The organism is Cellulophaga sp. (assembly GCF_039943695.1).
GTDB lineage: Bacteria > Bacteroidota > Bacteroidia > Flavobacteriales > Flavobacteriaceae > Cellulophaga.
On record NZ_JBDVAA010000217.1, the window covers coordinates 59,685 to 79,642 of the forward strand.

17 protein-coding genes are annotated in these 19,958 nt (G+C 32.3%); all 17 read left to right on the plus strand.

What is annotated here, in order from left to right; translation table 11 throughout:
* Window positions 1–2: 2 nt before the first annotated feature.
* The 17 genes from sprA (at window position 3) to ABJD66_RS16315 (ending at window position 19,919) form a co-directional block, all read left to right on the plus strand.
* Window positions 3–7,130, plus strand: a complete 7,128-nt coding sequence (gene sprA, locus ABJD66_RS16235; protein ID WP_348133577.1) for a cell surface protein SprA — start codon at window positions 3–5, stop codon at window positions 7,128–7,130.
* A gap of 146 nt (window positions 7,131–7,276) precedes the next feature.
* Entirely contained in the window at window positions 7,277–7,657 is a 381-nt protein-coding gene (gene gcvH / locus ABJD66_RS16240) for a glycine cleavage system protein GcvH (protein WP_348133580.1), read from the plus strand.
* Window positions 7,650–8,042: a VanZ family protein gene (locus ABJD66_RS16245; protein WP_348133583.1), complete on the plus strand. Its 393-nt coding sequence runs from the start codon at window positions 7,650–7,652 to the stop codon at window positions 8,040–8,042. The genes gcvH and ABJD66_RS16245 overlap by 8 nt, the downstream gene beginning before the upstream one ends.
* A 61-nt stretch (window positions 8,043–8,103) precedes the next feature.
* Entirely contained in the window at window positions 8,104–8,826 is a 723-nt protein-coding gene (locus ABJD66_RS16250) for an energy transducer TonB (RefSeq protein ID WP_100893879.1), read from the plus strand.
* A 161-nt stretch (window positions 8,827–8,987) separates the two neighbouring features.
* On the plus strand, window positions 8,988–9,788 hold the full coding sequence (locus tag ABJD66_RS16255; protein WP_348133587.1) for an energy transducer TonB: 801 nt from the start codon (window positions 8,988–8,990) through the stop codon (window positions 9,786–9,788).
* Window positions 9,789–9,934: 146 nt separating this feature from the next.
* Complete coding sequence (cyoE, locus tag ABJD66_RS16260; RefSeq protein ID WP_100893877.1) at window positions 9,935–10,834, plus strand: heme o synthase; 900 nt, start codon at window positions 9,935–9,937, stop codon at window positions 10,832–10,834.
* Between the two features lie 53 nt (window positions 10,835–10,887).
* Complete coding sequence (locus tag ABJD66_RS16265; RefSeq protein ID WP_348133591.1) at window positions 10,888–11,469, plus strand: cytochrome c oxidase subunit 3; 582 nt, start codon at window positions 10,888–10,890, stop codon at window positions 11,467–11,469.
* Between the two features lie 160 nt (window positions 11,470–11,629).
* Window positions 11,630–12,610, plus strand: coding sequence for a cytochrome c oxidase subunit 3 (locus ABJD66_RS16270; protein ID WP_100893875.1), 981 nt, complete (start codon window positions 11,630–11,632; stop codon window positions 12,608–12,610).
* Between the two features lie 47 nt (window positions 12,611–12,657).
* A complete protein-coding gene (locus ABJD66_RS16275) occupies window positions 12,658–13,098 on the plus strand; it encodes a cytochrome C oxidase subunit IV family protein (RefSeq protein WP_100893874.1) in 441 nt (146 codons plus the stop codon).
* A 67-nt stretch (window positions 13,099–13,165) separates the two neighbouring features.
* Complete coding sequence (locus tag ABJD66_RS16280) at window positions 13,166–13,795, plus strand: hypothetical protein (RefSeq protein ID WP_100893873.1); 630 nt, start codon at window positions 13,166–13,168, stop codon at window positions 13,793–13,795.
* A 16-nt stretch (window positions 13,796–13,811) separates the two neighbouring features.
* The gene (locus ABJD66_RS16285; protein ID WP_100893872.1) at window positions 13,812–14,540 is read left to right on the plus strand and encodes an SCO family protein; all 729 of its coding nucleotides are present in this window, start codon (window positions 13,812–13,814) and stop codon (window positions 14,538–14,540) included.
* Window positions 14,533–15,072, plus strand: coding sequence for a DUF420 domain-containing protein (locus tag ABJD66_RS16290; RefSeq protein WP_100893871.1), 540 nt, complete (start codon window positions 14,533–14,535; stop codon window positions 15,070–15,072). The genes ABJD66_RS16285 and ABJD66_RS16290 overlap by 8 nt, the downstream gene beginning before the upstream one ends.
* A gap of 10 nt (window positions 15,073–15,082) precedes the next feature.
* Window positions 15,083–15,295, plus strand: coding sequence for a hypothetical protein (locus ABJD66_RS16295; protein WP_100896778.1), 213 nt, complete (start codon window positions 15,083–15,085; stop codon window positions 15,293–15,295).
* 263 nt (window positions 15,296–15,558) lie between these two features.
* Window positions 15,559–16,260 carry an ABC transporter ATP-binding protein gene (locus ABJD66_RS16300; protein ID WP_100893870.1) on the plus strand — a complete coding sequence of 234 codons (702 nt, stop codon included), beginning with the start codon at window positions 15,559–15,561 and terminating at the stop codon, window positions 16,258–16,260.
* On the plus strand, window positions 16,253–17,482 hold the full coding sequence (locus tag ABJD66_RS16305; protein ID WP_100893869.1) for an ABC transporter permease: 1,230 nt from the start codon (window positions 16,253–16,255) through the stop codon (window positions 17,480–17,482). The genes ABJD66_RS16300 and ABJD66_RS16305 overlap by 8 nt, the downstream gene beginning before the upstream one ends.
* 1 nt (window position 17,483) lies before the next feature.
* On the plus strand, window positions 17,484–18,746 hold the full coding sequence (locus tag ABJD66_RS16310) for an ABC transporter permease (protein ID WP_100893868.1): 1,263 nt from the start codon (window positions 17,484–17,486) through the stop codon (window positions 18,744–18,746).
* A 33-nt stretch (window positions 18,747–18,779) separates the two neighbouring features.
* Window positions 18,780–19,919 carry an efflux RND transporter periplasmic adaptor subunit gene (locus tag ABJD66_RS16315; protein WP_348133598.1) on the plus strand — a complete coding sequence of 380 codons (1,140 nt, stop codon included), beginning with the start codon at window positions 18,780–18,782 and terminating at the stop codon, window positions 19,917–19,919.
* Window positions 19,920–19,958 lie beyond the last annotated feature (39 nt).

Genomic DNA, 19,958 nt, shown 5'->3' on the forward strand with positions numbered 1-19,958 from the left:
GTTTGAGAACAGGGGCAAAACAAAATCTTTCACCATTATATAGGTTTGTATTTATATGTGTGCTTTTTTTAGGTGCAACAACTTTTGCGTTTGCGCAAGATGGTGAACAAGAACAGGAACAAGATTCAGTAAAAACAGGTGTGGCGCTTGGTAAAATAGCGTTGCCAAACCCTAATAGTATTGTTTCTAAATATACATACGATCCAGACTTAGATAAGTATGTCTACTCAGAAAAAGTAGGAGAGTTTAATATAAGTTATCCTATTTACTTAACCCCAGATGAATATTTTGAGTTGGCTCGTAAAGAGGGAATGAAAAACTATTTTAAAGAAAAAGCAGATGCTTTTTCTGGTAAAAAAGCGGGTAGTGAAGAGGCTAGAAAAAACTTATTGCCTAATTTTTATGTAAATAACAATTTTTTTCAATCAATATTTGGTGGTAATACCATAGAGGTTATTCCAACAGGTTCTGTTGCTATGGATTTGGGTGTTATTTGGCAAAAAAATGATAACCCGTCTTTATCTCCAAGACAGCGTACTAATACGTCTTTTGATTTTGACCAGCAGATACAACTTAGTATGCTGGGTAAAATTGGAGAAAGATTGCAAGTTAGTGCAGATTATAATACAGAGGCAACTTTTGATTTTCAGAATTTAGTAAAACTAGACTATACGCCTACAGAGGATGATATTATACAAAAAATAGAAGTTGGTAATATTAGTATGCCGTTAAACAGCTCTTTAATTACAGGAGCACAAAGTTTATTTGGTGTTAAAACACAGCTTCAATTTGGTAAAACGTTGGTAACGGCAGTTTTATCAGAACAAAGATCTCAAAACAATACTGTTGTTGCGCAAGGTGGAGGTACAGTAGAAGAATTTTCTTTTTCAGCCTTAGATTATGATGAAGATAAACACTTTTTTTTAGCGCAATATTTTAGAGATAATTATGATGCTGCTTTAGAAAACTATCCATACATACGTAGTCAAGTACAAATTACAAGGTTAGAGGTTTGGGTAACCAACAGAAGGCAAGAGACATTAAATGTTAGAAATGTAGTTGCAGTACAAGATTTAGGTGAATCTAATTCTGGCCAAACAAGAATTGGTAAAAGTGGTGGTGCGCCAGCAGGTTTTTTTAATGCTAGTACTGCAGATAATTTGCCTTTTAACAATGCCAATGACTATGATCCTGCTTTAATAGGTAATGGTGGTGCTCTTACTAATCAAATTAGAGACATAGCAACTGTGCAAGCTGGTTTTAATGTACCTGGATATACAGTTAATCAGGGTTTTGATTACACAATTTTAGAAAACGCAAGAAAATTAGATATTGGTAAGGGTGAGTATACATTTAACTCTCAATTAGGTTATATTTCATTAAGTCAGCGCTTAAGTAATGATGAGGTTTTAGGGGTGGCTTTTCAATATACCTACCAAGGAAAGGTTTATCAAGTTGGTGAATTTGCAAATGGAGGCTTAGAGGCAACATCTGTTTCTGCAGGTGCTACACCAATAGTAGAAAATAATACGTTAATTTTAAAATTACTTAAAAGTAATATTACTGCCGTGCAAGATCCTATCTGGGATTTAATGATGAAAAACATTTATAACACAGGCGCATATCAGTTAAGTCAAGAAGATTTTAAATTAAATATTTTATATACAGACCCAACTCCAAGAAACTATATTACTCCAGTTGCAGAAGGTGCAGGTTCTGGTTGGCCAACAACTCCAAAACCGCTACAAGAGCGTATTTTATTAGATGTTTTTAACTTAGATAGGTTAAATGCTTACAATGATGTGCAATCTGGTGGAGATGGATTTTTTGATTATGTAGAAGGTTTAACAATAGACTCTCAGAACGGAAATATAATGTTTACAAAAGTGGAACCTTTTGGAGAATATATTTTTAATGAATTGGGTGGTGGTGTTTATGATGTAGAAAATGATCAAGGTTATAATGATAACCAAAAAAAGTATGTGTTTAGAAATATGTATTCACGTACAAAGTCTGCTGCTCTAGAAGATGCAGATAAAAACAAATTTTTAATAAAAGGTAAATATAAGTCAGCTGGTATAAATGGTATTCCTATTGGAGCATTTAATGTGCCAAGAGGTTCTGTGCGTGTTACTGCGGGAGGTAGGCAATTGCAAGAAGGTATAGATTACACTGTAAATTACTCTGCCGGAACAGTACAAATTTTAGATCCAAGTTTAGAGGCTAGTAATACGCCAATAAATATATCTGTAGAAAATAATGCTGTATTTGGTCAGCAAACAAGACGATTTACAGGGGTAAATGTAGAGCATCAGTTTAATGATAAATTTGTTCTTGGAGCTACATTTTTAAATTTAAATGAGCGTCCCCTTACTCAAAAATCATCTTACGGTGTAGAACCTGTAAATAATACAATGTTTGGTTTAAATGGTAATTTCTCTACAGAAATTCCGTTTTTAACTAGGTTGGTAAATAAGTTGCCAAATATAGATACAGATGTGCCGTCTAACTTATCGGTACGTGGTGAGGTTGCTTTTTTAAAGCCTAATTCTCCTAAAAACGCAAATTTTGAAGGAGAAACAACTACCTATATAGATGATTTTGAAGGAGCACAATCTTTAATAGATATCCGATCTTCTTTGGGGTGGTATTTAGCAAGTACGCCATTAGAGTTTGCAGATCCAAGCGGACAATTATATGGTAGTGCTCCAAATGATACAGAAAACTTAAGAAATGGTTTTGGTAGAGCTAAAATGGCTTGGTATTCTATAGATCGTCTTTTTTATTCTAACCAAAGACCTTCTGGTATTAATGATAATGATATTTCTTTAAACGCAACTAGAAGAGTTTTTATAGATGAGGTTTTTCCTAAGGTAGAGATTGCACAAGGACAAACAACAACTCAGGGGACTTTAGATTTGGCATACTATCCAAATCAAAAAGGACCTTATAATAACAATGCGGATTTTAGTACAGAAGCGCCAGAAGAAAAATGGGCAGGTATTATGCGCCCAATGAGTAGTACAAATTTTGAGCAAGCAAATGTTGAGTTTGTTCAGTTTTGGGTTTTAGATCCTTACGTGGATGGAGAAACAACTAGTCAGGGAGAATTGGTTTTTAATATTGGTAATATCTCAGAAGATATTTTAAAAGATGGAAAAAAACAATATGAAAACGGATTGCCAGGTGTTAGTAGTAATGACTTGGTATCTGAAACATCTTGGGGGAAAGTACCAGCAACACAATCTTTAGTGTATGCTTTTGATGCAGAAGAAAATAATAGAACATTACAAGATTTAGGGTATGATGGTTTAAGTGATGCAGATGAGTCATCTATATTTACAAACAACCCGGCTAATGACCCTGCTTTAGATAACTATGAATATTATTTAAATAAGGACGGTAGTATTTTAGAACGCTATATTAATTATAATAATCCACAAGGAAATTCTCCTATACAGGTTACAAATACTAACCGTGGGTCTACAACGTTACCAGATGTAGAAGATATAGATAGAGATTTAACAATGAATACTGTAAACAGTTATTATGAGTACAGAATTCCTATTAAGCCTAATACCTCTATAAATGACAAGTACGTTACAGATATAAAAGAAGGGCAAACACCAACGTTGCCAAATGGTAATGTTTTAAATAGAAGATGGATACAGTATAAAATTCCGTTAAGTGATTTTTCTGATGCTATTGGAGGTATTACAGATTTTAGATCTATTAGTTTTATGCGTATGTATTTAACTGGCTTTTCTGATAATGTAGTAATGCGTTTTGCAACATTAGATTTGGTACGAGGAGATTGGCGTACATATACAAAATCTTTAGAGCCAGACGTAGATAATAACCCTGATGATGATGGTACTTTTGTAGACGTTGCAACAGTAAATATAGAAGAAAACAACACACGTTCTCCAATTATTTATGACCTGCCTCCTGGTTTACGTAGAGAACAGTTAAATAATAACAATACAATTGTACAGCAAAACGAACAATCGCTTTCTTTTAAAATTGAAAATTTAGAGCCTCAAGATTCTAGGGGTGTATTTAAAAATGTAGATGTAGATATTAGACAGTATGAGCGTCTTAAAATGTTTATTCACGCAGAAGAAATTTTAGAAACAGATTTTCCTGATGGAGAAAGACCATTAGTAGGTTTTTTAAGAATAGGAACAGATTTTAGTCAGAATTTTTATCAAATAGAAGTTCCATTAGAATTTACTGCACACGGAGAGAGTGATAGAGAAAAGATTTGGCCAGATGATAATGAGATATTAATAGAGTTGGCTGACTTAAACAAAATAAAATCTTATGGTATAGCCGGACAAACACTAAATCAAATTAATTATTACGAAATTATAGATGGTGAAGTTGTTCCTGTAAATGAGTTTGATGCTCGCCAACCTGGTGTAATGCGTATTGGTTTAAGAGGAAACCCGTCATTAGGAAGTATACGTAGTATGATGGTGGGTGTTAAAAATACAGATGATGCCCCTGCACGTGGAGAAGTTTGGTTTAATGAGCTTCGTTTAGCAGGTTTAGATAGCAAAGGAGGATGGGCAGCAATTGGAGCTGTAGATTTAAATTTTGCAGATTTTGCAGATGTATCTGTAACAGGTAGTAAAAGTACTTCTGGTTTTGGAGGTATAGATCAAATGCCTAATGAGCGTGCAAGAGAAGATGCTATGTCTTACGATGCTGTTACTAATATTAATTTAGGTCAGTTATTGCCTAAAAAGTTAGGAATACAATTACCATTTAATTACGGAATTTCTGAGCAGTTAATTACACCAGAGTTTGATCCTGTTTATGACGATTTAAAATTAGAAGATAGAATTGCGGCTGCACAATCTAAAGAAGATGCAGATGCTATAGAGGAACAAGCACAAGATTACACAAAAAGAACAAGTATAAACTTTATTGGAGTTCGTAAAAATAGAAGTGAAGAAGCAGATGCTAATTTTTACGACGTAGAAAACTTTACGTTTAACTATTCTTATAACGAAACAAATCACAGAGATTTTGAAGTTGCTAAATTAAAAGATCAAAATGTGGTGGCAGGCTTAACATATGCACACAATTTTGAGCCAGTAGAAATTGCACCTTTTGCTAAAAAAGATTCTTTATTTACAGGTAAATATTTAAAGTGGTTAAAAGATATTAATTTAAACTTGTTGCCTACTAGTATTGCGGTAAATTCAAATATTAACCGTCAGTTTAATCAACAACGTTTTAGAGATGTTGTAGAGCCAGGTGTAGATGCATTGGCGTTGCCAGAATTGCAGCAGCGTAATTATATGTTTAACTGGCAATATAATATTAATTACAGTTTAACCAAGTCGTTGCGTTTTAATATATCAGCTTCTAATAATAATATTATTCGTAATTATTATAAAGATGAAAGTAGTGCAGACTTAGCAATTAACGATGAGCTAAATATTTGGGATGGTTTCTTTGATATTGGTGAGCCAAACAGGCACGCGCAACAATTTGAGTTAAACTATGATATTCCTTTTGATAAAATACCAGCATTAGATTTTATAAGTGCACAATACGTTTATACCAGTAATTTTGACTGGCAACGTGGAGGTGATGCATTAAAAGAAGTTGCGGGCGAGGATATTAATAGAATACAAAATGCAAGTACACATACAATTGCAACCAATTTAACAATGCAGAAATTGTATGATAAAATAGGTCTTAAAAAATCTAAAGGAAAAGCAAAACTTACAACCAACAGAGAAGATAAAGCGGGGAATACTCCAAAAGCTAAAAACGGAGGGTTTGGTAAAATTGCTACCGACCTAGTTACAATGGTTAAACGTGTAAATTTTAATTACACAGAAACAAGAGGTAAGCAACTTCCTGGTTATACAAACTCAATTGGTTTTGTAGGAACAACAAAGCCTAGTTTAGGATTTGTTTTTGGTAGTCAAGAAGACATACGTTATGATGCAGCTAAGAGAGGGTGGTTAACTACGTTTTCAGATTTTAATGAACAGTTTGTGCAAGAAACAAACAGACAGTTAGATATAACTGCCGTAGCAGAGCCAATTAGAGATTTAACCATAGATATTACTGCTAACCGAAATTTATCTGAACGCTACCAAGAAAATTTTTCAGTTGCATTTGAAAACGGAGAGTACGAGTACCAAAACCTTTTGGGTAACAACTACGGTAATTTTGGTATCTCTACAATGATGATAAAAACAGCATTTACTAAAAGTGATGAGTTTGAGTCTTCTACTTTTGATCAGTTTAAAGAGAATAGATTAATTATAGCAAACCGATTAGCAAACAATACCGGAGCAAGAGATGCAGAAGGGTATCCAGAGCGTTACGGAAAAACAAGTCAAAATGTTTTACTGCCAGCATTTATTGCAGCTTATACAGGGCAAGATGCATCAAAAGTAAAATTAGGTGCATTTAGAAACTTTCCTATTCCTAACTGGAGGTTAAAGTATACAGGTTTAATGCGTATTAATTGGTTTAAAGAAAAATTTAAGCGTTTTTCAATTAGTCACGGTTATAGAGCATCATACAATATCAACTCTTTTCAAACCAATTTAGAAAGAGAAAATACAACTATAGATCCTGAAACTCAAGATTTCTTACCAGAGAATATTATGGCAAATGTGGTGTTAACAGATCAATTTAATCCACTAGTACGTTTAGATTTTGAAATGAAAAACTCTATGAGTATTGTGGCAGAATTACAAACAATGAGGGCTTTAACAATGAGTTTTGATAATAACTTGTTAACCGAGTTAGATAGTAAGGATTATACAGTTGGTTTAGGATATAGATTTAAAGATGTAAATTTTGTTACTAATATAGGAGGAGATAAAATGCGTTTTAAAGGAGATTTAAATTTAAAATTAGATGCTACTTTAAAAGACAATATTACTATCATTAGAAACCTAGAGTTAAATAATAATCAAATAACATCTGGTCAAAATGTATTTTCATTAAAGTTTGGAGCAGATTATGCGTTAAGTAAATCTTTAGAGGTAGCTTTCTTTTATGATCATTCGTTCTCTAAATTTGCGGTTTCTACAGCTTTCCCGCAAACAACTATAAATACAGGTTTTACATTTAAGTACAACTTTGGAAACTAAATACAAGTCTTAATTTGTAAGTGTTTTATGTGTAATTGTTAAATCCTTATTTAAAAAGAAAATTTTCTTGTAATTTTTCAAATTAAATAATTTTCAAATCATTTTTTATCTGTTACATTTGCTGCATTAATTAAAATAATACTAAAATGAACATACCATCAGAATTAAAGTATACTAAGGATCACGAGTGGGTTAAAATAGATGGCGATGTAGCCACTGTTGGAATTACAGATTTTGCTCAAGGAGAGTTAGGAGACATAGTTTATGTTGAAGTTGAGACATTAGATGAGATCTTAGATAAGGATGAGGTTTTTGGTACTGTAGAGGCTGTAAAAACTGTTTCAGATTTATTTTTACCATTAACAGGTGAAATAATAGAATTTAATGAGTCTTTAGAAGATGAGCCTGAAAAGGTAAATACAGACCCTTATGGAGATGGTTGGATGATAAAAATTAAGATAAGTGATGCATCTCAGGCAGAAGAATTGATGAGTGATGCTGATTATAAAGACTTAATTGGTGGTTAAAAAGCCAATTTATACCATATTATTTGTAAGCTGGGTAGTGTTAATCACATTACTCAGCTTATTTTCTTTTAGTAATACAGATCTTCCTTCTGTAAAAATACCTAACATAGATAAGTTAGTTCATTTTACATTTTATAGTGTTGCAACTATTTTAGGGGTGCTCTCTTTAAAAGAGTTTTTTAAGGTGAAAAAAGTTAAAAGTCTAATTGTATGGTATTTAGTATTTTCTTTAATTGCTTATGGCATAATTATTGAAGTATTACAAAACACAGTTACCGTTACAAGAAGTGCAGAGTTTTTAGATTTTGTAGCAAACACAATAGGTGTTTTTATAGGCTTAATTGTTGCAAACCGACTTTTTTTACGGGAAAGAATATTAAAATGAAAAAATTAATTGTTTATTTAGATAATATTTATTTAAATTAGCGAACACTAAATTAAAACCTATGGAACCAAAGAAAAATCCACAAGCTGACTTAACAAAAAACAGCGGTCTTTATTTTGCAATAGGACTAGCTCTTGTTATGTTTCTTGTATGGCAAGCATTAGAGTACAAAAAATACGATGAAGATAACTCATATGACATTACACAGAATGTGGATGATATGTTAGATGAAGAAGTTCCAATGACAGAACAAATTAAAACTCCACCACCTCCACCGCCACCACCAGCAGCACCAGAAGAGATTGCCGTTGTTGAAGATGACGTAGAGATAGAGGAATCTGTTATACAAGATACTGAGTCTGATGAGGAAGAAGAGGTAATGGATGTTGAAGATGTTGTAGAAGAAGAAGTAGAAGTAGATGTAGATGTACCTTTTTCTGTAATTGAAGATGTGCCAATTTTCCCAGGATGTGAAAAAGTAAAGAAAAAAGGAGCAAAAGCTTTAAGAGATTGTTTTAATGAAAAAATGAACAAGCACATTAGAAAGCACTTCCAGTATCCAGAAATTGCTCAAGAAATGGGTATTCAAGGTAGAGTAAGTGTACGTTTTGTTATTCAAAAAGACGGTTCTATTGGTCAAGTTCAAATGCGTGGTCCAGACAAAAACTTAGAAAAAGAAGCAGCCAGAATTATTGGTAAACTTCCTAAGATGACACCTGGTAAACAAAGAGGTAGAGCTGTACGTGTTCCATTTAGCTTACCTATTACATTTAGATTACAATAAGCAGTAATTACTTTTAAGTTATATAAGAATCCGGACCAATTTGGTTCGGATTTTTTTTATGTCAATTTTTTTATAAAAAATTAAACCCCAAGCAGTTGCTTGGGGTTTTTTGGTATACTATTTGTGTTTTAACATAATTGTAACAAATAAAAAATAGTATTATGAAAACAAACACAGAAAATTCTGTTGATTTCCACGGCAATGGAAGTCACAGAGCGTCTACCAATGCAACTCCAAAAAAGAGTAAGCACGATGCAAATCTACGAAAAAACAGTTTCTTAAACTTTCAAATTGGTCTTGTTGTGGCAATGGGTCTGGTTTATTTAGCTTTAGAGTCTTCTTATGCTTTTGTTGAAAATAAAGAGGTAAGACCAACAGAGCTAGAGGCAGAGATGGTAGAATATCATCCAGATTTAGATAACTTTAAAGTTGAAGAAGATAAGCCAAAAGAAAAGGTGTTAGCAAAAGCTGTTACAAACCCAGATAAAATTAAAATAGCAGATGACGATACAGTTGAAGATGTTACAGATTTTATTGATGATACGGAAGCTGATCCAGAAGAACCTGTGGCTGTAAGTAGTATTATAGAAAGCAAAATTATTGAAGAACCAATAATACCATTAGATGTAGTAGAAGAGGTTCCAATTTTTCCAGGTTGTGAAAAAGTTGCAAAAAATAAACGAAAAGACTGTTTTAATAAAAAAATGCAAAAACACGTAAAACGTTATTTTAGGTACCCTGATGCAGCTATAGAAATGAGAGAGCAGGGCAAAGTTAGTGTAATGTTTAAAATTGGTACAGATGGTGTTGTAAAGGACTTGCAAATGAGAGGTCCTTCTAAAATTTTAGAAAAAGAGGCGCAACGCATTATTGCTAAGTTGCCAAAGATGACTCCGGGTAGGCAAGGTAAAAGCAATGTTGTTGTTCCTTACTCAATACCAATTAATTTTAAATTGCAATAAGTTTGTATAATAACTATAGAAACCGCTTGTTTTAACAAGCGGTTTTTTTGTGTAGTTTGTTTAATTATCAACCAAAATATAAACCTTCATAATTGGTTGTAAAGAAATCAATTAGGTTATATCTTTGCAATCCATAAAAATTAAGGATGAAAACTGCGGTTGGTACAGCAAATGAAGCTACAGATGTTTCGGCATTTGCAGATTTTAAAGAAATAACAAAGGCAAGGCTAGCTGTAAGTGTAGTTTTTTCTTCAATAGCTGGTTATTTCTTAGGCGCAGATAAAATAGACTTTACTGTTTTACTATTATTGGCTTTTGGCGGATACTGTATGGTAGGTGCATCAAATGCATTTAATCAAATTATTGAAAAAGATTTAGATGCGTTAATGAATAGGACTAGAAACAGACCTATTCCTGCCGGTAGAATGACGGTTACTACTGCATCTATTGTAGCTGTAGCAATGACAATTGCAGGTATTGTTGCTTTGTATTTAGTAAATCCAAAGACAGCAATGTTTGGAGCAATATCTATATTCTTATACACCTGTGTTTACACACCTTTAAAGACTAAAACACCTTTAGCTGTTTTTGTTGGTGCTTTCCCAGGTGCAATACCATTTATGTTAGGTTGGGTTGCAGCAACAAATGAGTTTGGCATAGAGCCAGGAACATTGTTTATGATTCAGTTTTTTTGGCAGTTTCCTCACTTTTGGGCTCTTGGTTGGATGCTAGATGAAGATTATAAGAAAGGCGGATTTAAAATGTTGCCAACAGGTAAAAAAGATAAAGGAACAATTATTCAGATAATTATGTATACTATTTGGATGATGATAATATCTGTAGTGCCTGCTTTTGGTTTTACAGGAGCATTGCAGTTGTCTGTAGTGGCTGCTGTAATTGTGTTTATTATGGGCGGAGTAATGTTGTTTTTTGCTTTTCGCTTGTTTGATAATAGAGATAATGCTTCTGCCAGAAAATTAATGTTAGCAAGCGTTACTTACATTACGCTTATGCAAGTGGTATATGTTGTAGATAAGTTTGTGTAATAAAATATAGATAGGTAATTAATTTTACTTTTAAATTAATAAGTGTTTACTAAATGGATTTAACTCAAAAATCAGAAAAAGAGAAGTCAGACAATGCTAAAAAAATGATGCTTTGGTTTGGTATTGTTAGTTTAATTATGGCATTTGCAGGTTGGACTAGTGCATATATAGTTAGTAGCTCTAGAGAAGATTGGTTAAAAGATTTTGATTTGCCATCTGCTTTCTTCTGGAGTACTTTAATTATAGTGGTAAGTAGTATTACTTACTTTTTAGCGGTACAAGCAACCAAAAAGGATAAAAAATCACAAGCAACCACATATTTGTTGGTTACGCTGGCTTTGGGTATAATTTTTATAGTATTACAATTTGTTGGTTTTTCTCAGTTAATAGGTAATGGGTTTTATTTTACTGGACCAACAAGTAGTATTACAATGTCTTATATCTTTTTAATTGCTGTTGTGCACGTGGCGCACGTTGTAGCGGGGCTTGTTTCTTTAATAGTTATTATTGTAAATCAACTAAAAAATAAGTACTCATCAACAGAGGTTAATGGTTTAGAAATAGGAGCAACCTTTTGGCATTTCTTAGATTTGTTATGGGTTTATTTGATCTTATTCTTTTATTTATATCGATAATAAATAGAAATAAAGTTAATTTCAGTTAAATTTTGGTTTTTGTATAGCCGAAAAAAACGTAAATTTGCGGAACTTAACTAGACTTTGGGTTTATTTAAGTGTTTTTTAAAAATAATAGAGCGTAGTTAAACGTTCTTAGTTTATAAATTTTAAATTGTATATGGATACTACGGTAACAACAGGTACAGCGGAAAGTGTTTGGAGCGGAGGAAGTAAAAACAAACCTTTAGGCGCTAGCTATGGTAAAATGATGATGTGGTTTTTCATCGTTTCTGATGCATTAACTTTTTCTGGCTTTATAGCAGCTTACGGATTTTCTAGATTTAAATTTGCAGATAGCTGGCCTATTGCAGATGAAGTATTTACCCATGTTCCTTTGGTACACGGTAATTTTCCTATGATATATGTTGCTATAATGACATTTATCTTAATTATGTCTTCTGTAACTATGGTATTGGCTGTAGACGCAGGTCATAAACTACAGAAAACAAGAGTTACTTGGTATATGTTTTTTACTGTTATTGGTGGTATTATCTTCTTAAGTTCACAGGCTTGGGAATGGGCTACTTTTATTAAAGGTGATTTTGGAGCTATTGAGACAAAAGGTGGTAGAATATTACAATTTGTTAATGCAGATACAGGTAAGAGAGCAGCAATTAGAGATTTTGCAACTCCTTTACACGAGGATAGAGTAGACCATACAAACAACAAGGGTGTTTGGTTTTTTGGAGAAAGTGCTTTGCCAACATATTCTGTTAATGAAGTGGTAACAGGTTTTAAAGCAGATCCTAATATTTTAGTTAGAGTTGAAAACATTGATGAAAACGGACACAAAATTCTTTTATCAAGAGAAGAGTCTTTAAAAAGGCTAGCAGGTTCTAAATATGTTGTAGAAGGTGCAAACCTTATTCATAATGAATACGGGAGCAGATTGTTTGCAGATTTCTTCTTCTTTATTACAGGTTTTCACGGTTTTCACGTATTCTCAGGAGTATTAATTAATATCATTATATTCTTTAACGTAATCATAGGTACTTATGAGCGTAGAGGACATTATGAAATGGTAGAAAAAGTTGGTCTTTATTGGCACTTTGTAGATTTAGTTTGGGTATTTGTATTTACCTTCTTCTACCTAGTATAATAGCAGATTAAAAAAGAATTACATTACGTATAATAATATAGCATAAAATGGCACACGAACATAAATTAGCGATTTTTAGAGGAAAATTAAAGTTTAAAGATAATATCCAGAAGATTTGGGGTGTTTTAATATTTTTATCTATTGTAACTTTAGTAGAAGTTATTTTAGGTATTTATAAGCCAGCAATTTTAATGAAACCATTAATTTCTGCCTTTGAGCCTGGTTTTTTTGGTTCTACATTAAACTTTTTATTGTCTCCATTTATTTACTTAAAGCCTCTAAACTTAATATTTATAGTATTAACAATAGTAAAAGCATATTACATTGCTTGGGACTTTATGCACTTGCGTGACGAGAAAAAAGGGTTTAGAAGATCTATAGTATGGACACCAGTATTTTTAATAAGTTACTTAGTATTTATACTATTAACAGAGGGTAGTTATATCTATGATGTTTACCATAGTGGTTTTATAAAGTGGAACTTCTAACATTTAGCATCATTTAACAATATATAAAGGCGGTTTTTAAACCGTCTTTTTTTATTTTTGTACCATTATGAAAAAAACCTTTGTAATGGTAGTTTTATTTATCCTACCAATTGTAGCTTACCTTTTTTTTGCCAGTGGCATACACAATTTTGGTAGACTACCAATACTAACTAATAATGTTGGTGAGTTATCTAGTTTTTCTACAGATACACAATTAAAAAATAAAATTTCTATAGTAGGCTTTCTAGGTGATAATGTAGAGCAGAAAAAGGGAACTGCATTTAACTTAAATCAAAAAATATACAAACACTTTTTTGAGTTTAAAGATTTTCAGTTTGTTATGCTTGTAGCAAACGGGCAAGAAAAAGAAGTAGAAAAACTTAAAAAGGAACTTTCTGTTTTGGCTGATATCAAAAATTGGAAATTTGTATATGGTAATGCAGATCAAATTAAATCTTTTCATAAAGAATTAAGAACAGACATAACTTTAGAGGACGATTTAAGCTCTCCTTATGTTTTTATAGTAGACAAAGATTTAAATCTACGTGGTAGAACAGATGATGAAGATGAGGGTACTAAATACGGTTTTAACACCATTTCTGTGGCTGAGTTAAATAATAAGATGGAGGATGATGTTAAGATTATCTTAGCTGAATACCGTATGGCCTTAAAAAAGAACAACGCAGAACGTAAGTAACGTAAAGTAGCTTTTTATGAAAAAAAATAATTACAACTATATTTGGATTTCTTTTATAATCTTGGTTTTTGGAATAATTTTTATACCAAAAATTATAAGTAGAATTAGTGATGATACTATTGTAGAAAACGATCGTATGAACAAGAAAGATAATAAAGGTAATCTTGCATATATAGAAATTAACGGTAATAAAAAAAGAGTTCCAGATTTTACCTTTATTAATCAAGATAGCTTAGTGGTTTCTAATAGAGATTATTTAGGTAAAGTTTATATAGTAGAATTCTTTTTTACTTCCTGTCCTACAATTTGTCCTATAATGACAAAGAACTTGGTTAAAATTCAGAATGACTTTAAAGATGTAGAAAACTTTGGTATTGCTTCTTTTACCATAGATCCTAAGAATGATACTCCTACTACTTTAAAGACATACACAGAAAAGTACGGAATTACCAATTTAGACTGGCATTTAATGACGGGAGATAGGGATCTTATTTATGAGCTTGCAAACAAAGGATTTAATATCTTTGCACAACAAAACCCTAGCGTACCAGGTGGTTTTGAGCATTCTGGTATGTTTGCCTTAGTGGATAAGAGGGGTTTTATTCGTTCTAGAGTAGATGAGTTTGGAAATCCACTTATTTATTACAGAGGAACAATATCTGAAGCAGAAGGTGTTAATGATGAAGGAGAAAAAGAGCAGATAAGTATTTTAAAAGAAGATATAAAAAAGTTGTTAGATGAGTAAGGTTGAAGACGCTAGTGTAAAAGAGAAAAGGTTTAATAAAATAATTACAGTTGTATCTATTATAGTGCCTGTGGTTGTAGCTCTTTTATTTAAAGTTAAAATACCAGATGTAGAACCTTTATCTTTTTTACCTCCTATTTATGCGTCAATAAACGGACTTACTGCTGTGTTTTTAATTGCAGCCGTAATTGCTATTAAAAATGGTAAGCAAAAGCTGCATCAAAATTTAATGACCACTTGTATAGTGTTCTCTCTTGCTTTTTTGGTAATGTATATTGCGTATCATATGACTTCAGAATCTACGCCTTTTGGAGGTGAAGGTGTTGTAAAATATATTTACTTGTTCATTTTAATTACGCATATTATATTATCTATTATAATAATACCTTTGGTAATGAGAACTTATGCTAAAGCTTACTTAAAGCAATATGACGCACATAGAAAATTAGCAAAAATTACTTTTCCTATTTGGTTGTATGTTGCGGTTACTGGTGTTGTAGTTTATGTTATGATATCTCCTTACTATGTTTAAGAATACAGCTATGAAAAAAATATTATTCTTTGTTTTTGTTTTGTTTTTTTTGCTACCTCAAGCAACAGAAGCACAATGTGCAATGTGTAGAGCAGTTTTAGAAAGTGAGGGTAATGTTACAGTTGCAAAGGGTATAAATAATGGTATTAAGTATCTAATGGCAGTGCCATATGTACTGGTTGGTGTGTTATTTTACTTCGTTTATAAAAAAATGAAAGCTTAGTTTTAACATTCTATTAGTAGTAATGCACTACAATTTTAGTTTTCTTAGCATCCTTATACACAGTAAATTACTATAATTGCTTGTTGTTTGTTTACTTTTAAAAAATATTAAGATTAATAAAATCCCTGTTTTTATGGGATAGTGGTTTTTTTAAAACTGCTAATTTTAATTTTAACATTTTTTTCACATTTTAATTGTAACTAAACATAAGTTGGGTAGTCTTACAGGTGTACTAAGTACAAAGCCAAAAAAAACTAACACCAATGATAGAAATTAAAGACCTTCATAAGTCTTATAAAATGGGTAGCAATTCGTTGCACGTTTTAAAAGGTATCAATTTTAATGTAGAAGAAGGAGAACTTGTTGCAATTATGGGTTCTTCAGGATCTGGAAAATCTACACTCCTTAATATTTTAGGAATGCTAGATGTTTTAGATGAGGGTACTTACACTTTAGATGGTGTGCCAATTGTTAATCTTAATGAAACAAAGGCGGCTAAGTACAGAAATAAATTCTTAGGGTTTATATTTCAATCTTTTAATCTTATCAATTATAAAAGTGCAGCAGAGAATGTAGCACTTCCTCTTTATTACCAAGGTGTTGGTAGAAAGGAGCGTCAAGAAAAGGCACTTAAATATTTAGAGCAAGTTGGACTAAAACAATGGTCTGGTCACTTACCTAGTGAGCTTTCTGGAGGTCAAAAGCAGCGTGTGGCTATTGCTAGGGCTTTGGCAGCAGAACCTAAAGTATTAATGGCAGATGAGCCAACAGGAGCCTTGGATAGTAAAACATCTTATGAGGTTATGGATCTTTTGCAAAAGATTAATGACGCAGGTAATACTATTTTAATTGTAACTCACGAGCCAGATATTGCAGATATGTGTAAGCGTATTGTGCATTTAAAAGATGGTGTAATAGTAGAAGATAAAAAGGTAGACCAAGTAAGAGCTTCACAATATGTTTAGTAGAGACGCTTGGAAAGAAATTTTTGAAACCATTCAAAAAAATAAGCTAAGAACATTTTTGTCGGGTTTTACGGTAGCTATTGGTATCTTTATTTTTGTTGTGCTTTTTGGCTTTGGTAACGGACTTACAAATACGTTTGCTAAATTTTTTGGTGATGACGCAACCAATGTATTCTTTATTTTTCCTGGTAGAACATCTGTACCATATTCTGGTTACAAAGCAGATAGGCAAATAGAGTTTGATAATAGTGACCTTGAAGACATTGAAAAAAACTTTGCAATGTTTGTAGACTATGTTACTCCTAGAATTACAAGGAGCGGTTTGGTTAAATACAAAAACGAGTCTAATAACTATCCCAATATGGGTGTAGCTCCTTCTCATCAATTTAACGAGAAGACAATAATGATGAAGGGGCGTTATATCAATAATCAAGATATAAAAGACAAAACCAAGTATGCAGTTATTGGTAGGTTGGTAGAAAAGGATTTGTTTAAAGGAGAAGAATCTCTTGGTGAATATATTGATATTGCAGGTAGTTCTTTTAAAGTTATAGGAGTTTTTCAAGATGATGGTGGAGATAATGAAGAACGAAAAATTTACATACCGTATACTACAAGACAACTTATAGAAAAGAATACAGATAAAATAGGGCAAATAGTATTGGGCTTTAAACCTCAAATAGGTTATTCTGGAGCTATGTCTTTAGAAAATAGTTTAGAAAAATATCTTAAAAGCAAAAAGTTTATCAATCCTAATGATGAAAACGGACTATTTATTAGAAACATTGCGGACCAATTAAAACAAAATCAGCAACTAGCAAGTGTGTTGCAAATTATAGTTTCTTTTGTAGCATTTGGTACCATTATAGCTGGTATTATAGGTATTAGTAATATTATGGTTTTTGTAGTTAAAGAGCGTACCAAAGAATTGGGTATACGTAAAGCACTAGGGGCTACACCTAAATCTGTAATTAGCACAATTTTGCTAGAGTCTATTTTTATTACCACAATATCTGGTTTTATAGGGATGATTTTAGGTACTGTTCTCCTCAATGCAATGGGAGATACTTTAGAAGATTATTTTATTACCGACCCATATATAGACACCGGAATTGCAATTTTTGCAACCATTCTATTAATAATATGTGGTGCACTTGCAGGATATGTGCCAGCTAGAAAAGCGGCCAAGATTAAACCAATTGTAGCATTAAGAGACGAATAGTATGAAGTTTATATTTGATAGTAATACTTGGCAAGAGATTTTTGGTTCTATTGGAAAAAATAAAACCAGAACAGCAATTACCGTAGTTGGTGTGCTTTGGGGAATTTTTATATACATAGCCTTAGCTGGTGCAGCAAAAGGTTTAGATAATGGTTTTGAACGTGCTTTTGAGAGTACAGCAATGAACAGTATGTTTGTTTGGGCACAAAGTACAAGTATGCCTTATGAAGGTTTTAAAACCGGACGTTCTTTGCAATTAAAATTAGAGGATGTAAATACATTAAAAAACAGAATTCCAGAAATACAATACATAGCACCAAGAAATGCAAAAGGAGTTTTTGGAGGAAGCCAAGCCGCTGTAGTTAGAGGTCAAAAATCTGGTACAGCACCTGTTTATGGGGATTTTCCTATTTATACTAAAATAGCAACTAAAAAAATATATGATGGTGGTCGTTTTATAAACGATGAAGATATAGAGCAAGCTCGTAAAGTTGTTGTTATTGGAGAGCGTACAGAAAAAGAACTTTTTGAAGAAGGAGAAAACCCAATTGGTGAATTTGTTAGGGTAGATAATATTTACTTTCAAATTGTAGGTGTACATAAATATGTTCCTGGAGGTGGTTTTGAGGGAGATACAGATATGTATATACCTTATTCTACCTATAAAAAATTATACAATACAGGAGAAAATGTAGATTGGCTAACCATTGCAGCTTATGATGATGCAGATGTTATACAAGCTGAAAAAGATGTAAAAGCGGTATTAAAAAGTATACACAGAGTTAATCCTGATGATGAAAGAGCTATTGGTGCTTTTAATTTAGGAGAAATTTTTAATAGAATTACAGGCTTTGCAAAAGGACTTACATTTTTGTCTTTAATAGTAGGTATAGCAACCATATTAGCTGGTGTAATAAGTATTGGTAATATATTACTAATATCTGTAAAAGAACGTACAAAAGAGTTAGGTGTTAGGCGTGCTTTAGGAGCAACACCTAGAGAGGTACGTAACCTAATTTTACTAGAGTCTGTTTTTTTAACAGTTGTTTCTGGTATTATGGGTATTGTCTTAGGAGCATTTGTATTGTTTTGTATAGATGCGGCTACGCAAGGAACAGATTTTCCATATACAAACCCTACTTTGCCAATTTCCTATGTGTTAGGAGCATTAGGTATTATGGTGGTTTTAGGAACGCTAATAGGACTAATACCTGCGCAAAGAGCAGTAAGCATTAAACCAATTGATGCATTAAGAGAAGAATAAAAATTAAAACTAAATATAACTAAATCAATCAAAATGAATAAAGTGCTAAAATATACACTAATAGTGGTAGCTGTATTGGCTGTATTGTGGGCAGCAGCCTTCTTTATTAAGACAAATAGTAAGTCTTCAATTTCTTATGAAACTAAAAAACCATTTATCTCTAGTATAGAGAAAAAATCTGTTGCTACTGGTAAATTAGTACCAGAGGAAGAAGTAGAAATAAAGCCTCAAATTTCTGGAATTATTGAAAAAATATATTTAGAAGAAGGCGTAGAGGTTAAGTCTGGAGATTTAATTGCAGTTATTAAGGTTGTACCTAATGAGCAGTCTTTAAACCAAGCTAGTGGTAGAGTTAAAACTGCACAGTTGGCATTAAATAATGTAAAATTAGAGTATGACAGAAATAAGGCTTTGTTTAAAAAAGACGTTATTTCTAAGCAAGATTTTGATAATATTAAGCTAAGGTATGACCAAGCTCAGCAAGATGTATCTAACGCACAAGCAGATTATCAAATTATTAGAAAAGGTTCTGCTGGTGGTTCTTCTAGTGCAAATACAAACATTAGAGCAACTGTAAGTGGTACAATTTTAGAAATTCCTGTAGAGGAAGGAGACCAAGTAATTGAAAGTAATAACTTTAATGATGGTACAACTATAGCATCTATTGCAGACCTTAAAAAAATGATTTTTGAGGGTAAAGTAGATGAAGGTGAAGTAGGAAAACTTAAAGTTGGTATGCCTTTAAAAGTTAGTTTAGGAGCTGTAGATGATAAAGAATTTGATGCTAAATTAAGGTTTATTGCACCAAAGGGAGTTGAAGAAACAGGTGCTGTACAATTTAAAATTGAAGGTGATGTTGTGGTTGATGAAGGAGTAATGATACGTGCTGGTTATAGTGCAAATGCATCTTTTATATTAGAAAAGAAAAGTGATGTTATGGTATTACCAGAAGCATTGTTGCAATTTGATAAAAACACGGATAAGCCTTATGTAGAAGTTGCAAAAGGAGATCAGCAGTTTGAGCGTAAAGACGTTGAAATTGGTATTTCTGATGGTGTAAACGTAGAAATACTATCTGGACTTACAGAAAACGATGCTGTTAAAATTTGGAACAAAACTGAGCCTATTAAAAAAGGCGATGATGAAGAAAAAACTACTGAAGATAAAGAGTAGGTAAAACACTAATATCATCAAACAAAAAAATATGAAACT

Bases quoted from the DNA above. Each gene is read 5' to 3' on its own strand.
- ABJD66_RS16290 (WP_100893871.1), top strand. From the start codon at position 14,533: ATGAGTAAGGTTGAAGACGCTAGTGTAAAAGAGAAAAGGTTTAATAAA.
- ABJD66_RS16300 (WP_100893870.1), top strand. From the start codon at position 15,559: ATGATAGAAATTAAAGACCTTCATAAGTCTTATAAAATGGGTAGCAAT.
- ABJD66_RS16295 (WP_100896778.1), top strand. From the start codon at position 15,083: ATGAAAAAAATATTATTCTTTGTTTTTGTTTTGTTTTTTTTGCTACCT.
- ABJD66_RS16270 (WP_100893875.1), top strand. From the start codon at position 11,630: ATGGATACTACGGTAACAACAGGTACAGCGGAAAGTGTTTGGAGCGGA.
- ABJD66_RS16315 (WP_348133598.1), top strand. From the start codon at position 18,780: ATGAATAAAGTGCTAAAATATACACTAATAGTGGTAGCTGTATTGGCT.
- ABJD66_RS16280 (WP_100893873.1), top strand. From the start codon at position 13,166: ATGAAAAAAACCTTTGTAATGGTAGTTTTATTTATCCTACCAATTGTA.
- ABJD66_RS16265 (WP_348133591.1), top strand. From the start codon at position 10,888: ATGGATTTAACTCAAAAATCAGAAAAAGAGAAGTCAGACAATGCTAAA.
- ABJD66_RS16275 (WP_100893874.1), top strand. From the start codon at position 12,658: ATGGCACACGAACATAAATTAGCGATTTTTAGAGGAAAATTAAAGTTT.
- ABJD66_RS16255 (WP_348133587.1), top strand. From the start codon at position 8,988: ATGAAAACAAACACAGAAAATTCTGTTGATTTCCACGGCAATGGAAGT.
- gcvH (WP_348133580.1), top strand. From the start codon at position 7,277: ATGAACATACCATCAGAATTAAAGTATACTAAGGATCACGAGTGGGTT.
- ABJD66_RS16250 (WP_100893879.1), top strand. From the start codon at position 8,104: ATGGAACCAAAGAAAAATCCACAAGCTGACTTAACAAAAAACAGCGGT.
- cyoE (WP_100893877.1), top strand. From the start codon at position 9,935: ATGAAAACTGCGGTTGGTACAGCAAATGAAGCTACAGATGTTTCGGCA.
- ABJD66_RS16310 (WP_100893868.1), top strand. From the start codon at position 17,484: ATGAAGTTTATATTTGATAGTAATACTTGGCAAGAGATTTTTGGTTCT.
- ABJD66_RS16285 (WP_100893872.1), top strand. From the start codon at position 13,812: ATGAAAAAAAATAATTACAACTATATTTGGATTTCTTTTATAATCTTG.
- ABJD66_RS16305 (WP_100893869.1), top strand. From the start codon at position 16,253: ATGTTTAGTAGAGACGCTTGGAAAGAAATTTTTGAAACCATTCAAAAA.